Source organism: Marivita sp. S2033 (assembly GCF_046592965.1).
Classification (GTDB): Bacteria; Pseudomonadota; Alphaproteobacteria; order Rhodobacterales; family Rhodobacteraceae; genus Marivita.
Genome location: NZ_JBISBV010000002.1, coordinates 454,316 through 478,882 on the forward strand (window position 1 = coordinate 454,316; position 24,567 = coordinate 478,882).

The 24,567-nt window shown below is 58.8% G+C and carries 24 protein-coding genes; 15 read left to right on the forward strand and 9 right to left on the reverse strand.

Features of this window, described 5'->3' with window-relative positions; all coding sequences use genetic code 11:
- The first annotated feature begins 56 nt into the window (after positions 1-56).
- Both ACGKZZ_RS06420 and ACGKZZ_RS06425 read left to right on the forward strand, forming a co-directional pair.
- Complete coding sequence (locus ACGKZZ_RS06420) at positions 57-1,244, forward strand: tyrosine-type recombinase/integrase (RefSeq protein ID WP_411222655.1); 1,188 nt, start codon at positions 57-59, stop codon at positions 1,242-1,244.
- Positions 1,245-1,424: 180 nt separating this feature from the next.
- Positions 1,425-1,757 (forward strand): hypothetical protein, encoded by a 333-nt coding sequence (locus ACGKZZ_RS06425; protein WP_411222656.1) that lies wholly within the window; start codon positions 1,425-1,427, stop codon positions 1,755-1,757.
- Between the two features lie 79 nt (positions 1,758-1,836).
- On the opposite strand, the gene ACGKZZ_RS06430 is transcribed toward ACGKZZ_RS06425, so the two are convergent.
- Genes ACGKZZ_RS06430 through ACGKZZ_RS06450 form a run of 5 tightly spaced genes read right to left on the reverse strand, consistent with a single transcriptional unit; the run spans position 1,837 to position 6,028 of the window.
- On the reverse strand, positions 1,837-2,160 hold the full coding sequence (locus tag ACGKZZ_RS06430; RefSeq protein ID WP_411222657.1) for a DUF2190 family protein: 324 nt from the start codon (positions 2,158-2,160) through the stop codon (positions 1,837-1,839).
- A 2-nt stretch (positions 2,161-2,162) separates the two neighbouring features.
- Complete coding sequence (locus tag ACGKZZ_RS06435) at positions 2,163-2,378, reverse strand: phage head-tail joining protein (protein WP_411222658.1); 216 nt, start codon at positions 2,376-2,378, stop codon at positions 2,163-2,165.
- Complete coding sequence (locus tag ACGKZZ_RS06440; RefSeq protein ID WP_411222659.1) at positions 2,378-4,138, reverse strand: Mu-like prophage major head subunit gpT family protein; 1,761 nt, start codon at positions 4,136-4,138, stop codon at positions 2,378-2,380. Before ACGKZZ_RS06440 ends, ACGKZZ_RS06435 begins: the two co-directional genes overlap by 1 nt.
- Positions 4,128-5,498 (reverse strand): phage portal protein, encoded by a 1,371-nt coding sequence (locus ACGKZZ_RS06445; RefSeq protein WP_411222660.1) that lies wholly within the window; start codon positions 5,496-5,498, stop codon positions 4,128-4,130. Before ACGKZZ_RS06445 ends, ACGKZZ_RS06440 begins: the two co-directional genes overlap by 11 nt.
- Positions 5,498-6,028: a hypothetical protein gene (locus ACGKZZ_RS06450; RefSeq protein ID WP_411222661.1), complete on the reverse strand. Its 531-nt coding sequence runs from the start codon at positions 6,026-6,028 to the stop codon at positions 5,498-5,500. The genes ACGKZZ_RS06445 and ACGKZZ_RS06450 overlap by 1 nt, the downstream gene beginning before the upstream one ends.
- Positions 6,029-6,243: 215 nt before the next feature.
- Here ACGKZZ_RS06450 and ACGKZZ_RS06455 point away from each other — a divergent pair, with 215 nt between their 5' ends.
- The 9 genes from ACGKZZ_RS06455 to ACGKZZ_RS06495 all read left to right on the forward strand — a co-directional run bounded on the left by ACGKZZ_RS06455 (position 6,244) and on the right by ACGKZZ_RS06495 (position 15,366).
- Positions 6,244-6,600, forward strand: a complete 357-nt coding sequence (locus ACGKZZ_RS06455; RefSeq protein ID WP_411222662.1) for a hypothetical protein — start codon at positions 6,244-6,246, stop codon at positions 6,598-6,600.
- 4 nt (positions 6,601-6,604) lie between these two features.
- A complete protein-coding gene (locus tag ACGKZZ_RS06460) occupies positions 6,605-7,408 on the forward strand; it encodes a bifunctional DNA primase/polymerase (protein ID WP_411222663.1) in 804 nt (267 codons plus the stop codon).
- A gap of 95 nt (positions 7,409-7,503) precedes the next feature.
- Entirely contained in the window at positions 7,504-8,745 is a 1,242-nt protein-coding gene (locus tag ACGKZZ_RS06465) for an AAA family ATPase (RefSeq protein ID WP_411222736.1), read from the forward strand.
- A gap of 250 nt (positions 8,746-8,995) precedes the next feature.
- Positions 8,996-9,538, forward strand: a complete 543-nt coding sequence (locus tag ACGKZZ_RS06470; RefSeq protein ID WP_411222664.1) for a DNA packaging protein — start codon at positions 8,996-8,998, stop codon at positions 9,536-9,538.
- Positions 9,528-11,285 (forward strand): phage terminase large subunit family protein, encoded by a 1,758-nt coding sequence (locus tag ACGKZZ_RS06475; RefSeq protein WP_411222665.1) that lies wholly within the window; start codon positions 9,528-9,530, stop codon positions 11,283-11,285. The genes ACGKZZ_RS06470 and ACGKZZ_RS06475 overlap by 11 nt, the downstream gene beginning before the upstream one ends.
- 319 nt (positions 11,286-11,604) lie before the next feature.
- Complete coding sequence (locus ACGKZZ_RS06480) at positions 11,605-12,519, forward strand: ABC transporter substrate-binding protein (RefSeq protein WP_411222666.1); 915 nt, start codon at positions 11,605-11,607, stop codon at positions 12,517-12,519.
- 74 nt (positions 12,520-12,593) lie between these two features.
- Complete coding sequence (locus ACGKZZ_RS06485; protein WP_411222667.1) at positions 12,594-13,703, forward strand: ABC transporter permease; 1,110 nt, start codon at positions 12,594-12,596, stop codon at positions 13,701-13,703.
- Positions 13,700-14,635: an ABC transporter ATP-binding protein gene (locus ACGKZZ_RS06490; protein ID WP_411222668.1), complete on the forward strand. Its 936-nt coding sequence runs from the start codon at positions 13,700-13,702 to the stop codon at positions 14,633-14,635. Before ACGKZZ_RS06485 ends, ACGKZZ_RS06490 begins: the two co-directional genes overlap by 4 nt.
- Positions 14,632-15,366: an ABC transporter permease gene (locus ACGKZZ_RS06495; RefSeq protein WP_411222669.1), complete on the forward strand. Its 735-nt coding sequence runs from the start codon at positions 14,632-14,634 to the stop codon at positions 15,364-15,366. Before ACGKZZ_RS06490 ends, ACGKZZ_RS06495 begins: the two co-directional genes overlap by 4 nt.
- A 63-nt stretch (positions 15,367-15,429) precedes the next feature.
- On the opposite strand, the gene ACGKZZ_RS06500 is transcribed toward ACGKZZ_RS06495, so the two are convergent.
- Positions 15,430-16,026 carry an SDR family oxidoreductase gene (locus tag ACGKZZ_RS06500; RefSeq protein WP_411222670.1) on the reverse strand — a complete coding sequence of 199 codons (597 nt, stop codon included), beginning with the start codon at positions 16,024-16,026 and terminating at the stop codon, positions 15,430-15,432.
- Between the two features lie 181 nt (positions 16,027-16,207).
- Between ACGKZZ_RS06500 and ACGKZZ_RS06505 the strand changes: the two genes are divergently transcribed.
- The 4 genes from ACGKZZ_RS06505 (at position 16,208) to ACGKZZ_RS06520 (ending at position 21,596) form a co-directional block, all read left to right on the forward strand.
- Complete coding sequence (locus ACGKZZ_RS06505; protein ID WP_411222671.1) at positions 16,208-17,038, forward strand: Ku protein; 831 nt, start codon at positions 16,208-16,210, stop codon at positions 17,036-17,038.
- On the forward strand, positions 17,039-19,495 hold the full coding sequence (ligD, locus tag ACGKZZ_RS06510) for a DNA ligase D (RefSeq protein WP_411222672.1): 2,457 nt from the start codon (positions 17,039-17,041) through the stop codon (positions 19,493-19,495). It abuts the gene before it with no gap.
- A 157-nt stretch (positions 19,496-19,652) separates the two neighbouring features.
- A complete protein-coding gene (locus ACGKZZ_RS06515; RefSeq protein WP_411222673.1) occupies positions 19,653-20,741 on the forward strand; it encodes a TRAP transporter substrate-binding protein in 1,089 nt (362 codons plus the stop codon).
- A 198-nt stretch (positions 20,742-20,939) separates the two neighbouring features.
- Entirely contained in the window at positions 20,940-21,596 is a 657-nt protein-coding gene (locus ACGKZZ_RS06520; RefSeq protein ID WP_411222674.1) for a hypothetical protein, read from the forward strand.
- A gap of 90 nt (positions 21,597-21,686) precedes the next feature.
- On the opposite strand, the gene ACGKZZ_RS06525 is transcribed toward ACGKZZ_RS06520, so the two are convergent.
- The 3 genes from ACGKZZ_RS06525 to ACGKZZ_RS06535 all read right to left on the reverse strand — a co-directional run bounded on the left by ACGKZZ_RS06525 (position 21,687) and on the right by ACGKZZ_RS06535 (position 24,453).
- Positions 21,687-23,069: a TRAP transporter large permease gene (locus ACGKZZ_RS06525; protein ID WP_411222675.1), complete on the reverse strand. Its 1,383-nt coding sequence runs from the start codon at positions 23,067-23,069 to the stop codon at positions 21,687-21,689.
- Entirely contained in the window at positions 23,069-23,641 is a 573-nt protein-coding gene (locus tag ACGKZZ_RS06530) for a TRAP transporter small permease subunit (RefSeq protein WP_411222676.1), read from the reverse strand. Before ACGKZZ_RS06530 ends, ACGKZZ_RS06525 begins: the two co-directional genes overlap by 1 nt.
- 104 nt (positions 23,642-23,745) lie before the next feature.
- Positions 23,746-24,453, reverse strand: a complete 708-nt coding sequence (locus ACGKZZ_RS06535; RefSeq protein WP_411222677.1) for an SDR family oxidoreductase — start codon at positions 24,451-24,453, stop codon at positions 23,746-23,748.
- Positions 24,454-24,567: the final 114 nt, after the last annotated feature.

The following is a 24,567-nucleotide window of genomic DNA, read 5'->3' on the forward strand; positions in this document are numbered from 1 at the left end:
AGTAACTGTTTTGAGTAACAATTCGGCATCTGAGTAACTAGCCGAAAGTAACTGCTATGCTGACATTTCAAGAGTGCCGGGGCGCAACCGGTGAAGCGAAGCGCCGATTCCTGGCCGATGGAGACGGGCTGTTCCTCAGCGTCTCGCCCAAGGGCAAGAAAAGCTGGGTCGTGCGATACCGCAAAGACGGAAAGCAAGAGGCGCTGGGACTGGGGGCGTTTCCGGCGATCTCACTATCCAAGGCGCGAGAGAAACGCGACGCCATACACGCGGCGGCTGCGACCGGCAGTGATGTGAAGGCGGCTGTCTCTGAGGGCGACACGTCCAGCTTTGGGCATTACTTTGAATTGTGGTGGCGCAAGACGGCCCCGACGCTTTCCAGCGCCTATGGGGGTCAAGCCCATCGCCGGATGGAAAGGTACGTTCTGCCCGCGCTGGGTAACAAGCCGATGGACGCGATCACGCCGCAAGAGGTTCTTGGGATCATCCAAAAGGTCGAAGCCAAGGGCCATTTTGAAACGGCGCGACGATTGAAAGATCACATCGGGCGCGTGTTCAAATTCGCCAAGTTCGACGGAGTCGACAACAACCCTGTCGAGGGGATCAACGAACGACTGGCACCACGTCCGAAACAGAAGCACATGCCGTTCGTGCATCCGAAGGACATGCCGCAATTCTTCGCTGCGCTGGGGCAGTATGATGGGGAACGACAAACCAAGCTGCTACTGGAAATCATCATTCGCACGATGGTGCGCACAAACGAGTTGCGCGACGGGCGATGGTCGGAGATCCACGGCAACGAATGGTCTATCCCCGCTGCGCGCATGAAGATGCAGCGCGATCATGTGGTACCAATCGTGCCTCAGGTCGCGGCGTTGTTCGAGGAATTGAAAGGCGTCTGCGACGATCCGGCCATGTGGGGCAGTCACAGGGGAACGAACCTGAGACCCACTGGCGATGAAATGTGCGCCATCTCTGAAAACGGGATGCTCTTTGCGCTGTATCGGATGGGCTACAAGGGCCGCGCCACAGTCCACGGCTTTCGCCGCACGGCGTCCACCTACTTGAACGAGTGTGGGAAGTTCCGCCCTGACGTGATCGAAATGCAGCTTGCGCATGTCGAAGGCAATAAGGTGCGCGGCGCTTACAATGCCGCGACCTACATGGCCGAACGCCGCGCGATGCTGGAACACTGGAACGGCGTGATTGACCAATGGCAAGCCACTGGCGAATTGTTATCTTAAAGCCGTGGTCTGCCAGAAAAAGCCGAGATGGTGTTGTCTTCGAAACGATCGGATAAGAGCGGTTGCTAACCAGAGCCATTGAAACAACGGAAGCTTTGATCTGATCCAATTCTTTGCTACGCCTTCTAAGCTGGCGAGATACCCCAGCAAACGGAACCTACGAAAAAGAGTGAGATTGAAATGAGAGATTACGAGGATTTTTCAGAAGCGTATGAAGTTGCCAAAACAATTGAGATTGTAACTAAAGAAGGATTCCGAGGCGAAGAAGGGCAAATGCAGGTTCGTATCGAAATCCTTCAAGGCTTGCGTAATCGTAATTACAGTGTCCGCTGGCTACGGAAAGAGTATTTTCATCTTCAACCAGCGTATCCCGTCATTGAAGGTAAGCATGAAGCAAAGGCAGGCGATTTTTCGGTCTGGGTTCCATTGAGCGATATGCCGTGGGTCGATGAAGGTAACGAAGATCAAGCTGTTCAACGTGCACTTTCTTGGCTCAGAGACAAAGGAGCTTGATCGCTTCGGCTAACGCGAGAAGCCCCGCCACAATGGGCGGGGCCTCTCACACCGACGCGCATAGCGCCGGTATCCGGTATCAGCCGTGCAGTCGGACGTTGACCGCCCCACTGGCGCTGGCGGCATCTGTGACGGCAAGGCCGATCTCTGGGTTGCCTGCGGCTTCTGTCGTGACCAACCCTACGGCTTCATCGTAAAAGACCGGTGCGCCGATGGTGAAGGCATCCACCCCGACTTTCGACATGTTGAACACGCCACGCGTGACCAGATCGACGGTTTCACCAATGCCAGCGTCACCAGCGGCGACGCCGATCAATTCGCCAGCAATCACAACTTCGCCGGATGTGACAGCGACGGTTGCTGGAATGGTGATATTGTCACCAGTTTGAACGTAATTTTTCATCGTTAGATTCCCTTCGATGTGTTGAAATGAATGGTGTGAGCGCGGGTCGTCGTGGCGCTTCGGATCTCAGCATCGAGCGCCGCAATGGCCTTCGCCATCTCCGAGTCGCTCTTGTACTCAACCTCCGAACCACCGACGTTTTTCACGCGCCGCACCCCTTCGGCGCGAGACGCAACAAGCCCCTCACGCATCTTTTGGAGTTCGACCAGACTGGTCATTACACGCCCGGATTCAGGGTCGCGCCCCGGAAATCAACAGCGCCACAACCGAAGTCGAGAACAACGCGATATTCCATGCCCAGAACGTCCCACCCTTCGCGGCTGGACATTTGCGGCCCCTGCGCACTGGACAGGTAGCTGTATTCCAGCACCGGCAGGGCGGCGGGGTCAGCAAAGACATAGAACGACGCGTCTGTGATCCGGGGTTCCACCAGCAATGTCAGCTTGCCCGCAAACGGGTTCGCACTGTCCACAGTCGCGGCATAGATCGACGCCAACACTTGTTCAGCTTGGGTTTCCAGTTCCGGCCCGACCAACAGGTACTTGGGCGTGGCGTTGATCGGCGTCTTGCCGTCCAGTGCCTTCATGCCGCGAAGCGACTTGCGCGCACCATCCAGCGCCACCACATCAAGAGCCGTGCCAGTGGCAAGGTTGCCGTGATCGGCATGGAACAGCGCCTTGCCGTCTTCACCTATGGCAGGGTTGCTCAGAAGCTGCGAGAGCAACAGGTTCGCTTCGGTTTCCGCTGCCATGCGATCCGCCGTTGCACCCCAATCCCGGAACGCGCCAAGATCATCGTTGATAAGGGCTTTCCGCGAGATCGCGAATTGTGTGGCGTAGGTGTCGAGTGCGTAGCTTTCCGACGCCTCAGAACGCGTCGTGTGTTTGATCTCCCCCGACTCTCTGACCTTTTCGAGCAACCCCACATCGGACAGCTTGAGCCGCGTCCCGGTGCGGAAATCGTTCATGGTGGCCTGACGTGCCAGCGTCGTCTTCACGGGCGACTGCGCCGCCTGATAAGAGGCCGTGAGCGTCCGGTTGCCGGTGCTGGTCAGGAGTTGCGGGAAATCCGATGTGGTATGCATCGCTGCGCGAAACAGTTGATCGGTGTCCATCGCCCGTGTGCTGGTGCCGGTGGCCTCAACACATGCCCGCGCCATGTCGCGCAGTGACTCGTTCATATAGGGCCGCGCGGCATCGTCTGGCGCTTCACCAGACACGCGGGAATAGAGTGCATCGCCGCGACGCTGCATCTGTGTGGCCGGATCGTCTTGTGTGCCGACCGTGCGGATGCGAGGGGCCGGGTTCGACTGGCGCAAGGCCAATGCCGCGTCGCGACCAGCTTGGCGAACCTCATCATCTGTGAGTTCATCGCCCGCATCTTCCATGCGTGTCACCCATTCCCCGTCAAGGTTATGGGCCGCACGGACGCGCCCAATCAGCACTGAACGCTCAGCGTCGATTGTCAGTTCTTCATTTTCCATTCGTTTACTCCTGAATGTAGCCCCGGCATCTGCCGGAATAGGGACGGCGCTAACCTCTGAGATTGACCACGCGACTGCCGTCCGCGTCCGGGCCTTGCTTTGAGGATCGGTCGCATTTTTCCACTGAGTTACGCGATAGCCGACCGAGACTCCGCGCAGGGTTCCTTCACGGATGCGTTCCACAACGGGTAGAGCATCTGCGGCATTTGAAGGGCGAATGGTGGCAACCAGCGCGGCCCCTTCCATCCGGTAATCTGTGACGGTGCCGACCACATCGCGGGCGCTGCCCTGCCGGTGGCCGTCCAGAACCGGCGCGCCTATGAGGGCGGACAGGTCCAACCCGGCGGGGTCGAGCCGTTCGATATAGCCGCCCCGCGCGTCGCGCCGTGACACATCGGCAAAAGTCGAGATGGTGGCTTCGACCGTCATTGCATCACCATCGAACGTATCGGGCGAGAATGCCGCCCGTCGCGTCATGAGATCATCAAGTGGCATCGCTGCCCTCCTGTCTGTTTTGGTAAGGGTCAGCGGCACGTTCGGCGTCGAGGTCTTCGAGCGACCAGCCGCGCGCGGCCACCAGCTTGCGACGGCTGGTCAGCCCCGCTTCGAGTTCGGCGGCATCGGCTTGAACCTGCTTGTAGGGGTCAACCTGCATAAAGGCGGGCGGGAGCCAGTCACACGCGAGATAGTCGTGCGGCGATGCTTCAAAATCATCCGCGACCAGATCGCAAGCAAGGATTCCGTGCTGGATCACTTCGCGCCAGACCGGGCGCAAAAATTGCGGCACGAGAGTTCCATATTGGATTTGTTCGACGCGCTGCCGGAATGGCAGGAGTCCGGCCCTGAGAGAGCTATAATTGGCTCCCGTCAGATCGCCAGAGAGCAGGTGTTCCGGCAAACCCAGACCGGCTGCGATCTGTTGCAGGTTCATGCGAAGGAACGAACCAATCTCCTGAGCCTGACCCGGTGTGTTGAATTTCACATCAAAACCCGTGGGCAACCGCTTCATGGTTCCCGGCTCTAAACCGCTTTCCAGAATGCCGCCGTCTTCGGTGCCGTCATAAGGCTCTGAGCCGGTGCCGTTCATATCCACAAGGAAGGCCGCATGCATGGCTGCGACCTTGGTGCCCACCAGAAGCGCGTCGCAAAGCTGGTCAAATTCTGAGGCGGGGAGGATAACCGGTGCCAACCAAGACACGCCCCTGACCTGCCCAGCGGCAAGCGGTTTCATCACATGCCGAATCTCGTCAGCGGAAATCCGAACCGGCGGCGCATAGTTGGCGAATTGCTCATGCGGGCGGCTTGGCAGAATGTGATAAGCGACACGTTGGCCGCTTTCGTCAAATTCGACGCCTTGCACAATGAAGCCATTATTGCCCAATTCCCGCGTCATGGACTCGTCTACCAGTTCCGGTGGAATGAGACGCAGTCGCGGGCCAGTTTCGGTTTGGACGATCTGCACGAACGATTCCCCGTCAATGACAAGGCCGCGCACCATGTCAGCTTGCAGACCTTCGAAATCCGTTCGACCGTCAATATCGGCGGTATCTGTCCAGCCTTGCCAGTGGGCTGTCAGATCGGCGCGTGTGGCGCTGTCTCGGTGTTTCGGCGTTGGAACAATACCGGCCCCGACCAGCGCCCCGGTCCAGTTCGCGACGCCCTGAGCAAGCCAAGGGTTGTTGGCGGCAAGGTATCGCGCCCTTGCGCGCAGCGACGTGGCCCCGGCGGCAACCTCTGGGTTAATCCGGTGGAATGTGCCCATGCCGTGACCGCGACGGCCACCCGCCGCCCCGTCAAAGCGACGAACGGCTGTCGGTTTGGGCGCGGGGCGGCGAAACAGATCAAGGAAGCCCATCAATCCAACACCCCGAGCAAGGGTTTGATAAGGTCTGATGCGGGGAGGACAACGCGGGCAATGGTCGGACCGTCGCGCAGGTCAACGGCGCGGCTTGCGCGGGACGCGGTTTCACCTTCACCCGCTGGGGCGATGAAGCTTGAAATTCTGCGCTCACCTTCGAAGATGCGGATTACCAGAATGAGGTTCCAATCTTCACCTGCGCGCGCGGCGTTGACCAAACACTTCAACCCACTGGGAATGACGCGATCCTCTGCCCAATCAGGAAGTTTCCGTAAAGCGGGCGGTTGGTTCAGGGTCTCATTGGCTGCGCCCATTTCGGTTGTTGTCAGGGGAATGTCACCCATAGCGAGCAAAAGGCGGGCGCGTAGCAGTTCGAGTGGGTCATATCCAACCGGACTCTTGACCCTGCGCCCTGGGGTTCCACTCATCAGTTGTTTCACCAACGGGTTGCGCAACCGGATCAAGGTCGACTCGGGGTCGCGGTTTTCCAGTTCGGCGAGATGTTGTGCAATTTCAGACAGACGCATGGCGGGACTCCTTTTCTAACTGGGGCGTAGCTCTCTCTCAACGAACTTGCAAGATAATCTTATCTCTTGACCTATTGAGCAATGCGAGTCATCTCAGGGCAGCGGCTGGGGAGTCGCGCCGCTTAAAGGACAAAGCGGCAAACCAGAGTGGAAATGGGGCGTGGGTCGGGAGTCTCACGCCCCATTTTCGTAAGGGACTAAGGAGATGAATCTATATGCGACCCGAAACGAAAGCACTCGCCGCGAGATTTGCCCTACTTTCCCCACGCGATCAATTGGCATGGGTCAAACAGCAATTGGTCGAGGCATACTCAGGCCACCCGCCTAATTCACTCGAAGCCATACAAAAGGCAATCCGGGGCAGTGGGCGAATCGCTGCACTGGGTCACGCAGTTGGGGCATTCGGAAAAAACGATCATACAAGCCCTGTTCAGTTCATCAAATATCTTGAAAACCGGGTGCGAGAAACAGAAATCCCCGACACTAATAAAAGCGCCGGGGGTTCTAACGAAGAAGCGATGATCCAATCACCAAAGAATCACCAACATGATACCCCCAATCACAAAGGATAAGCACGTGACTGAAATTAGCCTGCCTGAAGCAGAGAGTAAAGCGCCGGATTTGGCTGAATTGCACAAAATCGGCGTCGCAATGCACCTTTTGAAACCAGCGTCCAAGGAACCTTTTCGTAAAGGCTGGTGTGAAAAGCCCGATACGCTGGAAAAGCTGCAAAGCGGTATCGTCAGTGGTCACAATACTGCCCTGCAAATGGGCAAGGCTTCAAAGACAGAATACGGGTATCTCCACGCATTAGACGCTGATTTGCGCGATGGATCAAAACGCGCCGATCTGATAAAGGCATTGGACGCGGCACTACCCGAATCGGATCGTGCCTATGTGGTCGAAACGGGCAGCGGCACAGGGCAGCATTACTTCTTTTTTGCACCTGAGCCGTTGCCCTCTCACACCATCGCCAAAGGTGACGGTTGGGAATTGGCCCTCAAAGGCACCGGCACCTATGTTGTTGCACCCGGCAGCATTCATCCAAGCGGCAAGCGATACGAATGGGCCAAAGGGAAGCGACTCGTTCCCGCAACCCTGGACCTTGTGCCACCGCCGAAAGTGGCCCTTGGCCCGCTGCGCAAGGCCGACCCGAAACCGCAAGCCGAACCGGCTGAACCCATTGAATCAACTGAATTGAAAGCCGCACTGGAACAGTTGGACCCATCCAAGCAGGATTATGACTCTTGGCGCACCATCGGAATGGCGCTGAATTACGAAAGCGGCGCGGCTTCTTGGGCTTCAACCTGTTCAATCAATGGTCGCAACGCGATTCGCGCACCAAGGATGAAGGGGGTTATCCGGGCGAAAGTGATCTGAAAAGCAAGTGGCGCAGCTTCGGGAAACGCGGCAACGGCGCTGCGATCACCGGGGCAACGCTCCTGCATATCGTGCGGGAATCTCAGAAGGCCGAAATGATTCAGGAGTGGGTCGAAAATCTGGACGATCCGGACGACATTGACCTGCTAAGCGATCCACCCGATTCAATCGAATTGGACGTATCCCTTGCCGCCGATCTGGACGCCCTGAGCAAAGCCGGAGATCCGCCCGCAACCGAATTGCGCTTTATATTCCCTGACCAATGCGCCAGTGCGCCGAAGCGCGGCTATATTATCAAGGGACTCATTGCACCGCGCGACGTGGCGGCGATTGTCGGCGCTCCCGGTTGCGGCAAGTCCACACTGGCCCCGCTGCTAGGCTACATGGTCGCTCAGGGACGCGAGGCGTTCGGCAAGCGCACAAAGCAAGGTGGCGTGTTCTATGTGGCCGCTGAGGATGAGACGGGCCTACAGATGCGCGTTGCGGCGCTGCGCGAGGACCAAGGCGAGGCACCTGATTTTGCCGTGGTCGCGGGCGTGTCAAACCTTCTCATCAAAGACTCGCCAGACTTCAAGGCGCTGCGCGATGCGGTCAAGGAACAGCGCCCGTCGCTGGTCTTCATAGACACGCTGGCCATGGCGTTCCCCGGCTTGGAAGAAAACGACGCCGCTGCAATGGGGCGCGTTGTGGCCGTGGCCCGTGCACTGACCAAGTGGGGCGCGGCGGTTGTGTTGATCCACCACGACACAAAGTCAGGTGACGGGTTGCCCCGTGGCCATAGCGTTTTGAATGGTGCATTGGACGTGGCCATTGCGTTGCAGCGCGACGGCAATACCGTGACGGGCAAGCTCTCGAAGAACCGGAACGGACCATGCGACCAGCAACTGCAGTTCCAGATCGAAGGCGCATATCTCGGAGAGGATGAAGACGGCGATGATATAACCGCCGCATTGTGCCGCCCCGTGATGGACGATTTTGCCGAAAGTGAAATTCGTAACCCGAAAGAGCGGGCATTCATGCTTACGCTGTATTCAATCCTAGAACGCGAGGGCGGGGAAAGTGTCTGCGAAAAGGCGCTGCGAGTTGAACTGGATCAATCGAAGGCTTTGTCGCGAACCCCGACTGAGGCCGCGCAGAAACGGGACTTCGAACGGACCAGAAAATCACTCTTGCGACAATTGTTTTTGTCGCGAAATGACAATGAAAGAACGCTTAACCCATTGTATCCATTAGATATGTGTTTCCCTGAACTATCCCGCGACAATAGCGACAACACCGCGACAAGTGGAAATGTCACCACTGAGCGGTCGAGCGACGACAGCGACACACCCCTTTAGGGGTGTCGCGCTTGTCGCTGTGTTTTGTCGCATGAAGAATAGAAAGAAGAAAGATGCAACCTGCTCAATCGCAACACCGATGCAACTGGTTCAATCGCAATGCAGAATTGAACACATGCAACTCGAAACTGGAATTGAAACGCGGTTGCATACGATCAATCCCAATGGGTCCTTCCGGTGGGGGCCACATGCGGGGACGCAGAACCCCGAAAAAACGCTCCCTACAATCAAAATTGAATAGGATTAACCCATGTCTGAGGCTTATTATATTGACCTGCTAGGGCCTTCCTCTGCCGAAGCGCACCCCAACCCCCAAAAAGATGTGGACCTGCCCTCAGCGGTCCACGAGTCGACGCTGGCAGCATTTCTGGGCATTAGCCGGACACGAATTGTTCAATTAGTAGGTGATGGTATTCTGCACCGATCTGGGCGCGCACAATTCCCATTGAAAAAATCGGTTCAAGCGTATTGCGAGAAACTACGCGACAGTGCTTCACCAATGGGTCGGGGCCGTTCCACATCATCCAATCCAGAATTGAATGCCGAAAAGCTGCGACTCGCAAAGGAGCAAGCTGACAAAATTGAATTGCGGAACGCCGCCGCCCGAGGCGAGTTGGTCAAGAGTGGCCAAGTCGAACGGGAATGGGCTTCTGTGCTGCGCGATGTGCGGGCCGCGATGCTGGCCGTTCCGTCCCGTTGCGGCGCGACCCTGCCACATTTGACCGCCCATGATATTCAGACAATTGAAGTCGAAATAAAAAACGCCTTGGAAGGTCTGGCCGATGGGGATTGAATTGATAAGGCGCAACGCGCTGCAAGCCTTGCGCCCACCCCCTGCCACCCCACTGGCGGATTGGATCGAAGGCAACATCTACCTGCCCCAAACAGCATCGGCCACACCCGGCAAGATGCGTCTCTGGGCCTACCAACGCGGCATCTGTGAGGCCATAGATGCACCTGAGATTGAAAGGGTTTCGATCCTGAAATCTGCCCGCGTGGGCCAGACCCAGCTTATGTCGGGCGTGATCGCAAGCTACTGTGCAAACAGCCCCTGCAATATCTTGGCCGTGCAACCCACGTCAGACGATGCTCGCGATTATTCGGTTGATCTCGAGTCGCTGTTCGAAGCATCCCCCGCGTTGCGCGGCATCCTATCCGATGAAGCCGACGCCACAGGCCGATCAACTATGATGAGCCGCAAGTTTGCAGGCGGTAGCCTCAAATTCCTTGCCGCCAAAAGCCCGCGCAATCTGCGACGCCACACCGCAAAGGTGCTGATCCTTGACGAAATAGATGGCTATGAAATTTCACAAGAGGGGGACCCTATCGCTTTGGCAGAGATGCGGACCATGACGTTCCGTGATCGCAAGATCATCGCGGGATCAACACCGGTGTTCGACTTTGGACCTGCAACACGCCTCTATGAAAAATCGGATAAACGAATTTATGAAGTGTCTTGCCCGTCATGCGGTGATTTTTCCGAAGTGAAATGGGCCGATATTCGATGGGGTGACGGCGGCCCAGAGACAGCGCACTGGGTTTGCCCGTCCAACGGTTGCGTTGTCGAGGAACGGCACAAGGCGGCGATGATCGCAGAAGGCCGCTGGCGGGCCACAGCGCCCGATGTGAAGGGCCATGCCGGGTTCAAGATCAACGCGCTTGTCAGCCCCCATCACAATGCCCGGTGGTCAAAGCTGGTTTCGGAATTCCTAGAGGCGAAGAAATCGCCCGAGACGCTGCAAACCTTCACCAACCTTGTCTTGGGCGAACCGTGGAAGACTGAGGGAAGCGACCTTGATGAAAACGCGCTGTTCAACACCCGTGAACCATTCGGCATAGACGCCTTGCCCGAGGACGTGCTGTTGCTGACACTCGGAGTCGATTGTCAGGATGATCGGCTAGAGGTCGTGTTGATGGGCCACGCGCGCAGCGATCTGTTCATTCTGGACCATCGCGTTTTGTGGGGCGCGATTGATGGGGAAGCGATCTGGGAGGATTTGGACGCGCTGTTGCGCACCCGCTGGGATCATCCCAAGGGCGGCACAATCGGTATCGACGCCTGCGCTATCGACAGTGGTGATGGGGGTCACACTGACCTCGTTCATGGGTTCAGCCGCCCAAGGTTCGGGCGTCGCGTTGTCAGCATTAAAGGGGTCGCGGGATTCAGCCGCGCGTTTCTGCAAAAGTCGGGATCGAAGGGCGCGCCGCTTTGGCTGGTCGGTAGCGATGCCGTGAAGGCGCAACTGTTCAACCGATTGGAACGCGGCGAGGGGGTCAGGTTCGCCCAAGCCCTTGAACCGGTGTTCTTTGAACAGTTGACCTCTGAGCGCCGCGTGGTGCGTTATTCCCACGGCAAGCCGGTGGCCCGGTTCGAGCGGATCAAAGGCAAGCGGGCCGAAACCTTGGACGCGACGGTTTACGCGTGGGCCGCACGGTCATTGGTCGGCATGAACCTAGATCGGCGTGAAGACGAATTGGCGTCGCGGGCCGCGCCGAAAAAGGCGGCAACCGTGGTCAGGTCGAAGTGGTTGAGCGGCTGAGGATTGATCCTGTTCAACTCAATTCACGGATTCATAACACCATGTTTTTGCCCGATTGATTCGGCGTCCAAGTAACCAAAAGAGCAACAATTTTGCCAAAGCCGTTGGAATGTAAGCGAAAAACTAACCCTGAGCCCCACCATCCCGAGTTTTTCCATCGAACCCTTTCTCGCGACGACAGCGCACGCAAATTGCGGCTCTCGGTACGTTCTGCCGAACTTATTTGCGGTTGGTCTTGGCTTTGGCGCGTTGGTTGCTAGGTTTAGGATCCGTGAGGACACGACCAATCTGTTTGCGGCCTGTATGGAGATATTTGATCATGAAACCAAAAAGTACCTTAGCTGCGATTGCCGTCGGTGTCGCTGGCACGATGGCGTCAGTTGCGGCGGCCGATATCACCGTATCTTCCAAGATCGATACCGAAGGGGGGCTTTTGGGCAACGTCATTGCCTTGGCTCTCGAGGACGCCGGGCTTCCGGTTGAGCGGCGCTTGCAGCTCGGCGGGACACAGGTTGTGCGCGAGGCGCTGCTGTCGGATCAGATTGATATCTATCCCGAATACACCGGTAACGCGGCGTTCTTCTTCAACGAGGCCGATAGCGATGTCTGGAAAGACGCAGACGCTGCGCAAGCGCGCGCGGCCGAGCTCGACAGCGCGGAGAACGATATCGTCTGGCTCGAGTCTGCACCGGCAAACAACACGTGGGCCATTGCGGTGACCGGACCGGTGGCTGAAGAAAACGCGCTGGTGAGCATGTCCGACTTCGGGTCATGGGTCGCCGGTGGGGGTGAGGTCAAGCTTGCGGCGTCGACCGAATTCGTCTCGTCACCGTCAGTGCTGCCCGCGATGCAGGACGCCTACGGGTTCTCGCTTTCGCCGGATCAGACGGTGATCCTGTCGGGTGGCGACACCGCCGCCACGATCCAGGCGGCGGCGCGGGGCACGTCGGGTGTCAATGCGGCGATGGTCTATGGAACCGACGGCGGGGTCGGGGCGACCGGGCTCGTGGTGATGCAGGACGACAAGGGCGTGCAGCCGGTTTATGAGCCTGCGCCAATCGTGCGTGCGGACGTGTTGAAGGAATATCCTGCGATCCCGGACGTCCTGAACCCGATCTTTTCCGATCTGGACATGGCGACCTTGCAGAAACTCAACGGGCGGATTCAAGTTGGTGGTGAACCTGCCGAGGCAGTTGCGCGCGATTACCTGACTCAAATCGGGGTTCTAGACTAATCGCGAGTTCGGAATCTTTAAGCAGGTCCGGTGCGGCGGTCTCCGCACCGGGAGTTCTGTTCGGCATCCTCGGGTTGATCGCATTGATGACGCCGATGATGACGCTGGCGGCGAACCGGATTGTCGCCGGCGACGGTGTCATGGTTTGGGGGCTTGCCGACCCATCGCTCGTGCTTCCGGGCGTGGCGGCCATTCTCGCGGGGCTCGCACTGGGCCTTCCGGTGGCTTGGCCGCGTTTGCGTGTATGCGGCGCGGTTATCGGTTTGCTCGGGTCGCTCTGGTTGCTGATGCTGGGGGCAGAGACTTTATTGGACGGGGCCGGAGAGTACGCCCGTGTCTCGCCGGCGATCGGGTTTTGGTTCCTCCTCGTCATTCTTGTCCTGCTCATGGCCGATGCGCTTGCAGCGCTCTCGCCGGGACCGCTCATGCGCGGGGTCTTCTTAAGCGCGGCGATTGCGGCACTGGCGGTCATCTTCTGCTCCGGTGCGCTGTCGGACCTGTCTGTCATGCAGGAATACGCCAGCCGCAGTGATGCCGTGCTCACAGAGTTTCTGCGCCATCTTGGCCTTGCCTTCGGATCGCTGGCCGCAGCGGCGGTGATCGGCTTTCCGCTGGGTGTTCTGTGTCATCGTCGCGCACAATTGCGGGACGCGACCCTGCCTATTCTCAGCTTCTTGCAAACCATCCCGTCGCTCGCGATGTTCGGATTGATGATCCCGCTCCTTGGGTGGGTCGCGGCGACGGTGCCGGGCGCGCAGGCCATCGGCATTGCCGGTATCGGTTTTGCGCCGGCGTTTCTGGCGTTGGTTCTCTATTCGCTGCTGCCGGTGGTCGGCAACACCGTGGCTGGTCTTGCGGCGACCCCGCCGGCGGCGCTCGAAGCTGCGCGCGGTATGGGCATGACAACGACGCAGCGCCTGTTGCGGGTCGAGTTGCCCCTTGGTCTGCCGATCATCCTGACCGGATTGCGCATCGTGCTGGTGCAGAACATCGGACTTGCGGTGATCGCCGGGCTGATCGGCGGCGGGGGGTTTGGCACGTTCGTCTTTCAGGGCCTTAATCAAACCGCGACCGATCTCATCCTTTTGGGCGCTTTGCCGACGGTTGCGCTGGCCCTCTCTGCGGCCATCGTGATGGACATTCTGGTGGATCTGACACGCCGAACACCAAAGGACACCGTATGATCGAGATAGATGAGATCACCAAAACCTATGATGCGGTCAAAGCTGTCGATACCGTGTCCATGACGGTGGAAACCGGAACGATCACGGTGATCGTCGGCACGTCGGGATCGGGGAAAACCACGCTGCTGCGCATGATCAACCGTCTGGAAGAGCAAACCTCGGGCGACGTGCGGATCAACGGCACGTCGACCCTGTCGGTCAAGCCGCATATTCTGCGGCGGCGGATCGGGTATGCGATTCAAGGCCACGGGCTGTTCCCGCATCACACGGTCGCCCGCAACATCGGCGCCGTGCCCGAGCTCTTGAACTGGTCACGCGAGAAAATCCGTGCGCGGGTCGATGAACTGCTCGAACTGTTTTCAATGGAGCCAGCCCAATTTCGCGACCGCTATCCGGCGGAACTATCGGGCGGCCAACAGCAACGTGTTGGCGTGGCGCGCGCGCTCGCGTCGCGACCCGATCTCATGTTGATGGACGAACCGTTCGGCGCGCTCGACCCGATTATCCGAACCCGTGCGCAAGAGGATCTTCGACGCATCCAGCAAAGGTTGGGATCAACCATCATGCTGGTGACGCATGACATGGAGGAGGCCATTCGCCTGGGCGATTTCGTCGCCGTGATGGATGGTGGCAAGCTGGTGCAGCATGGCACCCCGACCGAGATCATCGCCAGACCGGCAACCGAGTTCGTTGCCGACATGGTGGGTGATGTGGAACGCCCGTTGCGACTTTTGTCACTGATACCGGTGAGCGATGTCGTGGAGAGCGGCAGTGCTGAAGGCGCCGCGCTGGACGCGGGTGCAAGCCTGCGTGACGCGCTGTCCGCCTGCCTTTGGACAGGGCGAACGGCTGTTCCTGTCACCCGTGACGGAAAGCCTGTGGGACAGGTGACTCTCGCGGCCATACGCGCGCGGGCGGAGGCGCACGCATGAAGATCGGGATGGTCTTGCGCCCGATCCTGATGGCCCTGCTTCTTGCATTGGTCTTGAAGCCGCACTGGTTCACGGCCGTTTTTGCACCGCTCGCGCCGGAGGGCGGTCCGGTGATCTATGAGCGCACGTCGCTGCTGTCGCTGTCGCTCAGTCATCTTGGACTTGTCGCGGCGGCCTCGGTGGCGGCGACGATTGTTGCCGTGGGGTTGGCGATCCTGGTGACGCGTCCGGTCGGCGCGGCATTCCGGCCACTGTCACGGACCATCACCAACATGGGGCAGACCTTTCCGCCTGTCGCGGTGCTGGCATTGGCGGTCCCCGCCTTGGGGTTCGGAGCGGGGCCGACGCTGGTGGCGTTGTTCCTTTACGGTTTGTTGCCGATTTTTGAAAATGCGATCACCGGTCTGTCGACGCTCCCGCCCGCGACCATGGAGGCCGCGCGTGGTATCGGGCTGAACCGGTGGCAAAGGTTGCTGCGCGTCGAGCTGCCGCTTGCGCTGCCGGTGACCTTGACGGGTATCCGCTTGTCCGTCGTGATTGCTCTGGGCACGGCCACAATCGGGTCCACCGTAGCGGCGAGAACCTTGGGCGAGGTGATCATCGCAGGCTTGCTGACGAACAACACCGCCTATGTCTTGCAGGGCGGCCTGATCGTCGGCCTGTTTGCCGTCCTCATCTACGACGCGATGGTCCAGATCGAGGCACGGCTGGTGCGTCGGATGGGGCACTGACGGCCGCTGCCGACGATCAAGTGGGAGGCAGACCCCGCCTGTGGGGATCTGCCGGAATATCGCCTATACCGATTGCATCAAGGCAACCCTGCCGCTCCAGTCAGGATCATCGACAGCACGCGCCAGCGCGGTTGCAACGTCGCCACGCGCCGCTGACGCTTCGACATCGACATCATCGCCAAATCGCATGTCGCCGGTGCCGTCTTCCTCGGTCAACCTGACCGGCCGGAGGATCGCGTAGTCAAGGCCGGACGCCTTCAGATGCTCGTCGGCATCGTGTTTTGCCTGCAGGTAATGCTCAAGGTCGCCGCCGTCTTCGGGATTTCCCGCACCGACACTGCTCAGCATGACGAACCGAGAAACTCCGGCTTTGCCGGCAATGTCGATCAGGCTTTTGGCGCCGTCGCGATCCACCTTGTCGGTCATCTCGGGGCCGGTGGAACCACCGGAACCGGCGGCAAAGACAACTGCATCGCAGCCGTCACAAACCGCGTCATCCAGCTCGGTCAGATCGCCCTGACGGCGCTCTATATCGGACGGAAGACCGCTGGTGTCGGATGACGGGCGAACCAAGGCGATCGGGTTATGCCCCTTGGATTTCAGCTCGCGAACCAGACGAAGGCCGGTTTTGCCGGTTGCGCCGGCGACTAGGATATTCATGTGATGCTCCAATCTATGTCAGGTGACGTGGATTCCTGGCGGCTGCGTGATGAGTGGCGGGTGCCGCTTGAAGGCCCAACGGTTCGCGCAAGCGTCCGTTCCAAGGGTGGGGTTCGTTATCCACCGGCGGAACCTCACATAAGCGTGTGCGTTATCAGATGTCAGGTAGGAGAAAACCGTCATGGCGCCGCGCGCACTTTGGAAAGGACAGCTGAGACTGTCGCTGGTATCCATTCCGGTCGAGATATTCTCGGCCACGAAAACCGGGGCGCGGGTCTCATTCCGACAAATCCACGAACCGTCCGGCAAACGTGTGCGGTACGAAAAAACCGTGCCCGGCATCGGTCCGGTCAAGTCCGACGACATCGTCAAGGGATACGAAGTGGATGACGATGAGTATGTCCTGCTCGACCCCGACGAAATCGAAGCCATCAAGCTGGATACGAAGAAAACCTTCGAGCTGGTGCAATTCGTGGATGCGTGTGAAATTTCTCCGCTCTATTTCAACAAACCCTATTATATCACCGCCTCTGATGATCTGGCGCAAGATGCCTACCGCGTGGTGAGAGACGCGTTGCGCGAAGCGGGCAAGGTCGGGCTTGGACAGGTCACGATGCGGGGCAAGGAATATCTGGCGGCGGTCAAACCATGCGGCGACGGGCTGCTGATGGAAACACTACGCTACGAAGACGAACTGCGGGAAGCAGACGAAATTTTCACCGAGATGGAGGACGAAAAGGTCGACAGCGATCTGCTTGAGGTCGCGACCTCGCTCATCGACCGCAAGAGCGCGCCATTCGATGCCAGTGCGTATCGGGATAAATACGCCGAGGCAATGCAAACGCTTCTGGATGCCAAGATCAAGGACAAGAAAACGCCGCGTGTTCGCGCCGACGATGATGGCACAGACGCCGGTGACAATGTCGTCGATCTGATGAGCGCCTTGAAACAAAGCTTGAAAGAGGCGGACGGCAAGAAGAAGAAAAAGGCGCCGCGCAAAAAGGCGTCCTAGATGGCGAGACCCACCGATCCTCTGGCCGACTATAACCGAAAGCGTGATTTTTCCCGCACTGCCGAGCCGCGCGGTGAGGTTGGAGCGGTGCATGGACGGCGCGATTTTGTCGTCCAGAAACATGCCGCCACCCGGCTACACTATGATTTTCGCCTTCAATGGAATGGTGTGCTGCTCAGTTGGGCCGTCACGAAAGGGCCGTCCTCGAACCCCGGTGACAAGAGATTGGCGGTTCGCACAGAGGATCATCCGCTGGATTACGGCACCTTCGAAGGGACCATTCCAAAGGGCGAGTATGGCGGCGGCACTGTCATGCTTTGGGATACCGGCAGTTGGGTTCCGCAAGAGGATTTCAGCAAGGGTTTGAAGGACGGAAAGCTGAAGTTCACTCTTCAAGGCCAGCGCATGAAAGGGGGCTGGGCCTTGGTACGAATGCGCAAGAAGTCAGGAGAAAAGCGCGAGAATTGGCTGTTGATAAAAGAGCGCGACGATTACGCCAGCGACACGTCATCGGGTTTGACCCGCGACCATACAGTCTCGGTCAAAACGGGTCGGACGATGGACGAGATCAAAAAGGACGCCCCGGCAAAGGACATCCCCGACACTTCGCCCGACCATGCCCTCAAGCGCCCGGCCTTCATAAGACCGCAGCTCGCAACATTGGTGGATGCAGCACCCGAAGGTGACGGCTGGTTGCACGAGACCAAGTTTGACGGCTATCGCTGCCTCGCCGCGCTGGGCAAGGGCGGCACGCGGCTGTTCACGAGATCGGGCAAGGATTGGACCGACAGATTTCACGCCCTCAGCGGTGCCTTCGACGCGTTGCCCTGCGAGTCCGCCCTGATCGACGGGGAGGTGATGGCCGCCCGCATTGACGGCTCGGCGTTCTCCTCGTTGCAGATGGCGCTGAAAAAGGGGCACGCGCTGGTCTATTTCGCGTTTGATCTGTTGCAGATCGACGGCGAGGACTTGCGCAAGACACCGCAGATCGACCGGCGCGAGAGGCTGGCGGAACTGCTGTCGGGCATCGGGAACGGCCCGCTTCGGATCAGCGAGCACATCATTGGAAACGGTCCGGACGTCTTTGCCAGCGCCTGCAAGGCCGGTGCTGAAGGCATTATCAGCAAGCGCGTTGATGGCCCGTATCGGAGCACGCGCAGCACAGCCTGGCGCAAGGTCAAATGCAGTCAAAGACAAGAGTTTGTCATCATCGGATATTCCCCATCGGACAAGAAAGGCCGGCCCTTTGCCTCGGTTCTGCTGGCCACTCATGAAAATGGCGATCTCAGGTATAAAGGCCGCGTCGGAACGGGGTTCTCGGAGGCGATGATGAGCGAGTTGAGCAACCGCATGACAGCGCGCAAGACACCTCCGTCCGCAGATGTGCCTGACACAATTGCACGCAATGCGCGCTGGGTCCGGCCCGAGCTTGTCGCCGAGATCGAATTCACCGAATTCACCGCTGACGGCTACGTCAGACATGGAAGCTTCGTCGGCTTGAGAGAGGACAAGATGGCTTCGGAGATCAAGTTGGAGAAGGCGATGGCGGACGAATCCTCAACCACTGTCAGCGGCATTCGGATAAGCAATGCGGACCGCCCCGTTTTCCCCGGTCAGGGTTGCACGAAGGGAGATGTGGCGCGGCATTACGCTCGTGTGTCCGAGCGGTTGCTCGACCTTGCCGGACACCGGCCGCTGTCATTGTTTCGTTGTCCGTCAGGGATCGAGGATGCGTGCTTTTTCCAAAAGCACGACGGCGGCGGTATGCCGAATGAGCTGTCGCGCATTGCCATTGAGGAAAGCGATGGCGATAGCGCGAATTACCTGTATGCCACCCGACGCGAGAGCCTAGTCGCTGCCGCGCAGATGGGATGTATCGAGTTCCATATCTGGGGCGCACGCACCGACCGGCTGGAACGCCCCGACCGACTGGTGTTTGACCTTGATCCGGACGAAGGGCTTGACTGGAGTGACGTTCGCAAGGCCGCGTTCGATGTGCGTGACACACTGGCGGAACTGGGCCTCAACAGCGGCGCAATCGTCACCGGCGGGAAAGGGGTGCACGTCTGGCTGGCCCTGCGCCGCACGCGCGGTTGGGACACTGTGAAACTTTTCGCCAAGACGTTTGCCCATGTCATGGCCGGTCAGAAACCGGAACGCTACACCGCGACGATGTCGAAATCCAAGCGCAAGGGGCGCGTCTTTATTGACTGGTTGCGCAATGAACGGGGCGCAACCGCGATCGCTTCGTATTCACTTCGCGCCCGTCCCGGCGCCCCGGTCGCCGTTCCCGTGACATGGGACGAGTTGAAAGAGCTTGACGGCGCAAACAGCTTTTCGATGTCCGACATGGACGCCCGTTTGAAGCGCGACTGTCCCGGGCTGGCCGTGCAGAAGGATTTGCATACGCTCAGCGACGGTGTGATCGACGCGCTCCAGAAATTTTCAGAGACCTGACCTCCGCCGAAACCGAAAACGGGTGGATCGAGAGCTCGCGATACTGACACAAATCGGAATGCTTGATCGAACTGGACATCTGTGGTGCGGACGGGTTCATTAGCCTCACACAATCGCAGGTCAGATCGACCTGCGGGATGATGCGAGGAGACATTCAATGGACAGACGTAATTTCCTGAAACGGTCCGCTTTGGCTGGCACCGGCCTCACGGCGCTTGCTGCACCGGCGGTGGCGCAGGGCAATATCACTTGGCGGATGGTGACGACCTGGCCCAAGAACTTTCCCGGTTTGGGCGTCGGCGCGCAGCGCATGGCCGACCGGATCACCGCCGCGTCGGACGGTCGCCTGACCATTCAGGTCTACTCGGCCGGAGAACTGGTGCCGCCACTGCAATCGCTGGACGCCGTGATCGACGGGTCTGCCGAGATGAGCCACAGTGCCGCCTATTACTGGCAGAACAAATCCACGGCTCTCACCTTTTTCACCGGGGTGCCCTACGGGATGACCACAGGCGAGCTTTCGGCCTGGGTGCGGCAGATGGGCGGTCAGGAAATCTGGGACGAGGTCTATGATCAGTTCGGCGTTCAGGGGTTCCTGTCGGGCAACACCGGGGTTCAGGCAGGCGGCTGGTTCCGCAATGAACTGACCGGATTGGACGACGTGCAGGGATTGCGGTTCCGCACGCCGGGTCTTGGCGGTCAGGTCTGGGAAAAGCTGGGTGCCTCCGTCACCAACATGGCAGCGGGCGAAATCTTTCAGGCGCTTCAGGCGGGCACGCTCGACGCGGCCGAGTTTGTCGGACCATACAACGATCTCGCACTTGGCTTCCATCAGGTTGCCAAGAACTACTATTTCCCCTCATTCGTCGAACCGGGTCTTGCGACCGAACTGGTTGTCGACAAGGCCAAGTATCAGGCACTTCCGGAGGATCTTCAGCTGTTGATCCGGGATGTGTGTCAGGCGGAATACGATCAGGTCTCCGCTGATTTCGTGGCCAACGATCCTCGCGCGCTCCAGACGCTCGTGAATGACCACGGCGTCAAGGTCCTTCAGTTCCCTGAAGAGATCGTCAAGGCGGGTGCCGACGCGGCCAAGGAAATCCTCACCGGCCTGCGCGATTCCGGCGACGATCTGACAAAGCGTACCGCTGAGAGCTTTATCGAGGCGTTGAAAATCCTGCGGCTGCGCACCGAAGGGACAGACGCGCCTTTTGTTGAGGCACGCCGTAAGTATTTCGAGATCTGACACGTACGGGAATTTTACCAAGACAATAGGGGCGCCCGATTTGGGCGCCCTTTTTTTGTCCCGTCAGCCCTGAATCGTGGCTACCACCTCCAAGTCTAAGCCTAGCGCCGCGGCGCTCTATGAGGGAAAGATTGCTTTACGTTGGGTCATCTGGCATTCTGGTGCGACATTTTTGACTATCTATTTTGGAGAATACAGATGATTACTCACACACGTTTTAGTCTTGCCGTTGCAACCTTTGCCGCACTTGGCGCGTGCGGTGTCTCGGGGATTTTGCGCGTCGATCAGGATCGCTACAGCAACGGGTTCGCGCTCTTGCGAAGCACTACGATCCTCGGACCTCCCGAAGAGGACTCAATCGGCGAAATCCGTCCGCCTGTTCGCATCACCGATGCCACACCCTTTGATATGGGCCGCGCCGTGCTGATCGGAGATCGCGCCGAGTTTCTCACCGATCCGAACCATACGGTACCCAGCCGCTATCAAATCGTCTGGACCGGCGCGCGGACCTCGGTCAGCGATGCGGTAAACAACATCATCCTACGCGATGACGATGGCCGTGAAGCGCTGCGCATCCAGTACACTCTAAACCGCATCGACGCGATTTGGGCTGATGATGTGGGCCTTGCTCCGGGCACATTGAATGCGAGCCTACCGCACGAGGTGCGTATCATTTTGTATATGACCGGGGTCAAACGCGCCGATGTCACCGCAACTCGCGACGGGGAAGTGCTGTTCCAGCGCACCGGGATCGAATTGATCGACAGTGGGTTCAGCCGCCTCGACGCGGTCGAAGTGCGCAGTCAGACCGATTATTTCATGCGCGATCTGGTCGCCACGACTTTGGGCAATTGAGCCGTCAAGCCCTTCGCGGCCAGCGACAGATGGTACTAGGGGCGCCCGAGTTGGGCGCCCTTTTTTTAACGACAGCGCTTCATCGTCAAGTCAGCCACGGGGCAGCCACAAGACGATCTCAGGGAAGGCAAACAGCAAACCGATTGCAATCAGCTGCAAGACGACAAACGGAATGATACCGCGATAGATGGCGCTGGTGGGCAGGCTGTTGGGTGCGACGCCGCGCAGGTAGAAGAGTGCAAATCCGAACGGCGGTGTGAGGAACGAGGTCTGCAAATTGACCCCGACCATCACGCCAAGCCAAATCGGATCAATATCCAGCGCGAGCAGCACGGGGGCGGTGATCGGGATCACGATGAAGATGATTTCGAACGTATCGAGGATGAACCCCAGCACGAACATGATCGCCATGACCACGATCATCGCCGTTATCGCACCACCCGGCAGCGACGTGAGCACCGAGTGCACCAGATTGTCGCCGCCCATCAGGCGGAACACGATGGAGAACACGCTTGCGCCAAACAGGATGATGAACACCATCGACGTGATTGTCGCCGTTGCGATCACGACTTGCGTCAGTATCTCCAGAGACAGTCGCCAGCGCAGTGCCGCCAGAAGCATCGCGCCGACGGCACCGACAGACGCCGCCTCGGTCGGTGTTGCAATACCTCCAAGGATCGAGCCGAGCACTGCCAAGATCAGCAACAGAGGCGGCACGAGCGCCACCGCAACCTCGCGCCACAGACCGCTGCGTTCTTCGTAAGGCACCGGCGTTGCGGGGCAACTGTCGGGATCGGTGATCGCCTTGAAGATGACATAGCCCGCATAAAGCCCGACAAGCAGAACACCGGGCAGCAGTGCTCCGGCAAAAAGATCGCCTACGGAGACCGGAACCGGCGCGAAATTGCCCTTTTCCATCTGCACCTGCGAATTGATCCCGGACAGCATGTCGCCCATGAAGATCAGGACCGTGGAGGGGGGAATGATCTGGCCCAACGTGCCTGAAGCGCAGATAACGCCGGTCGCCAGTTTCGGATCATAACCGGCGCGCAACATCGCAGGCAGGGAAATCAGCCCCATCGTCACGACCGTGGCCCCGACCACCCCGGTGGAGGCCGCAAGCATCGCACCAACCATCACCACCGACAGACCGAGACCACCGCGCAGGTTCCCGAACAGTTTTGACATCGTCAGGAGCAATTGCTCGGCGATGCCGGATTTTTCCAGCATCACACCCATGAAGATGAATAGCGGCACCGCCACCAAAACCTCGCTCGACATGAAGCCGATATAGCGGTTCGGCAAACTGCCAAGGTTGGAGGGATCAAAGACGCCAAAGTTCCAGCCGACAAGACCGAAGAGCAGCGACACGCCCGCAAGAGTGAACGCGACTGGGAAGCCCAGCATCAGGAAGCCGATGATGCCAAAGAACATCAGACTGGCGAGAATCTCGCCCAGCAGAACCGGATCCATCACAATGTCCCTTCAAGAGAGGCATCTTCATCCGGCGGATAGCGCAAGTGCTCTGGCAGCAGGTCTTCACGATCGGCCAGCACCAGAGTCGCGCGCAGGGCCATGGCGATACCTTGCAAGGCGACCAGAACGGCAAAGACAATGATGAACGATTTCAGGACATAGAGACCCGGCATTCCGCCAACATTCGACGACCCTTCCATGTAGCTCCAGGAGCGCGCGACGAAGGGCCATGAGTAGACCAGAACGACGCCCATGAAGGGCAGCAGAAAGACCACCACGCCGATGAGGTCGATGACGGCCTTCTTTCGGATGCTGGCGGGCCGGTAGAAAATATCGACCCGCACATGGTCACCGCGCAAGAGCGCAAAGCCGGCGACAGCGGTGAACATCGCGCCGTTGAGCCAGATATAAAGATCACGCAGCCACAAATAGCTGATACCGAACACGTATCGCTGCACCACGACCGTGAAACACGCGATCACGATCCCCAGGGCGAGCCAGGAGGCGGTGCGTCCGACAAAGGCGTTGATGGCGCTGATGATGCGTATTGCGTTGGCTATGGCCTGCATGACCCTCATTCTCCTATCGCGACGTCACCTGCCTTTGTCACGATTTTTTGCGTCGGACAACTGGAAGCGAGCCTGTTGGAAGACCATCTTGCCGGATCAAGTTTCTAGAGTTCGATCCGGATATCATGTATCCACAGCTTTGGCGGCCTTGACAGAACGAAGACCACAACATCCGCCAGATCATCGGGTTCGGTGAAAATGTGGTTCGGGACATCCTCACCGGCCTTGGCGAACATATCCGTGTTGGTGCCTGACTGATAAACGCCACCAACACGCACACCGGTGGTTTCCTCGTCTGCTTTCAACACTTCGGTAAATCCGCGCACGCCAAATTTGGTGGCGGTGTAAACCGATTGCCCGGCCTGCGCGACGACGCCGGATTTCGAGACGATGTTCAGGACGATGCCTTCGTCGTTATCCCGCAGCGCCGGAAGCGCGGCCTGTGTGATCTGCATCAGACCAGTGAGGTTGGTCTGAACCGTTGCCTGTAAGGTTTCGGACGGGATTGTATCGAGCGGCCCGGTTTTGTGCCAGATGCCGGCATTGTTGATCAGGATGTCCAGTCCGCCGAAGGTCTCTGTCACCTTTTCGACAGCCGCAAGAATCGCGTCATGGTCCTGAAGATCGCATTCGATTCCGATTGCATGCTTGGCACCGGCAGATGTGCATTCCGACTCAACGCGGCGCAGGCGATCGGTGTCACGGCCCAAAATCGCCAGTTGCGTTCCCGCGGCGGCAAGTTTCAGGCAGATATGCCGCCCGATCCCATCGCTGCCACCCGTGACAATAACGCGCTTGTTCGTCAAATCCATGAAGTTCTCCTGTGATGCGCCGCAAGTCTGTCACTTGTCCTACCGTCGAGGTAGCGTATTCGGCTGGATTGAAGCCGACCCTAAGAGGCACACCGCTTGCGATACAAGGGAGCA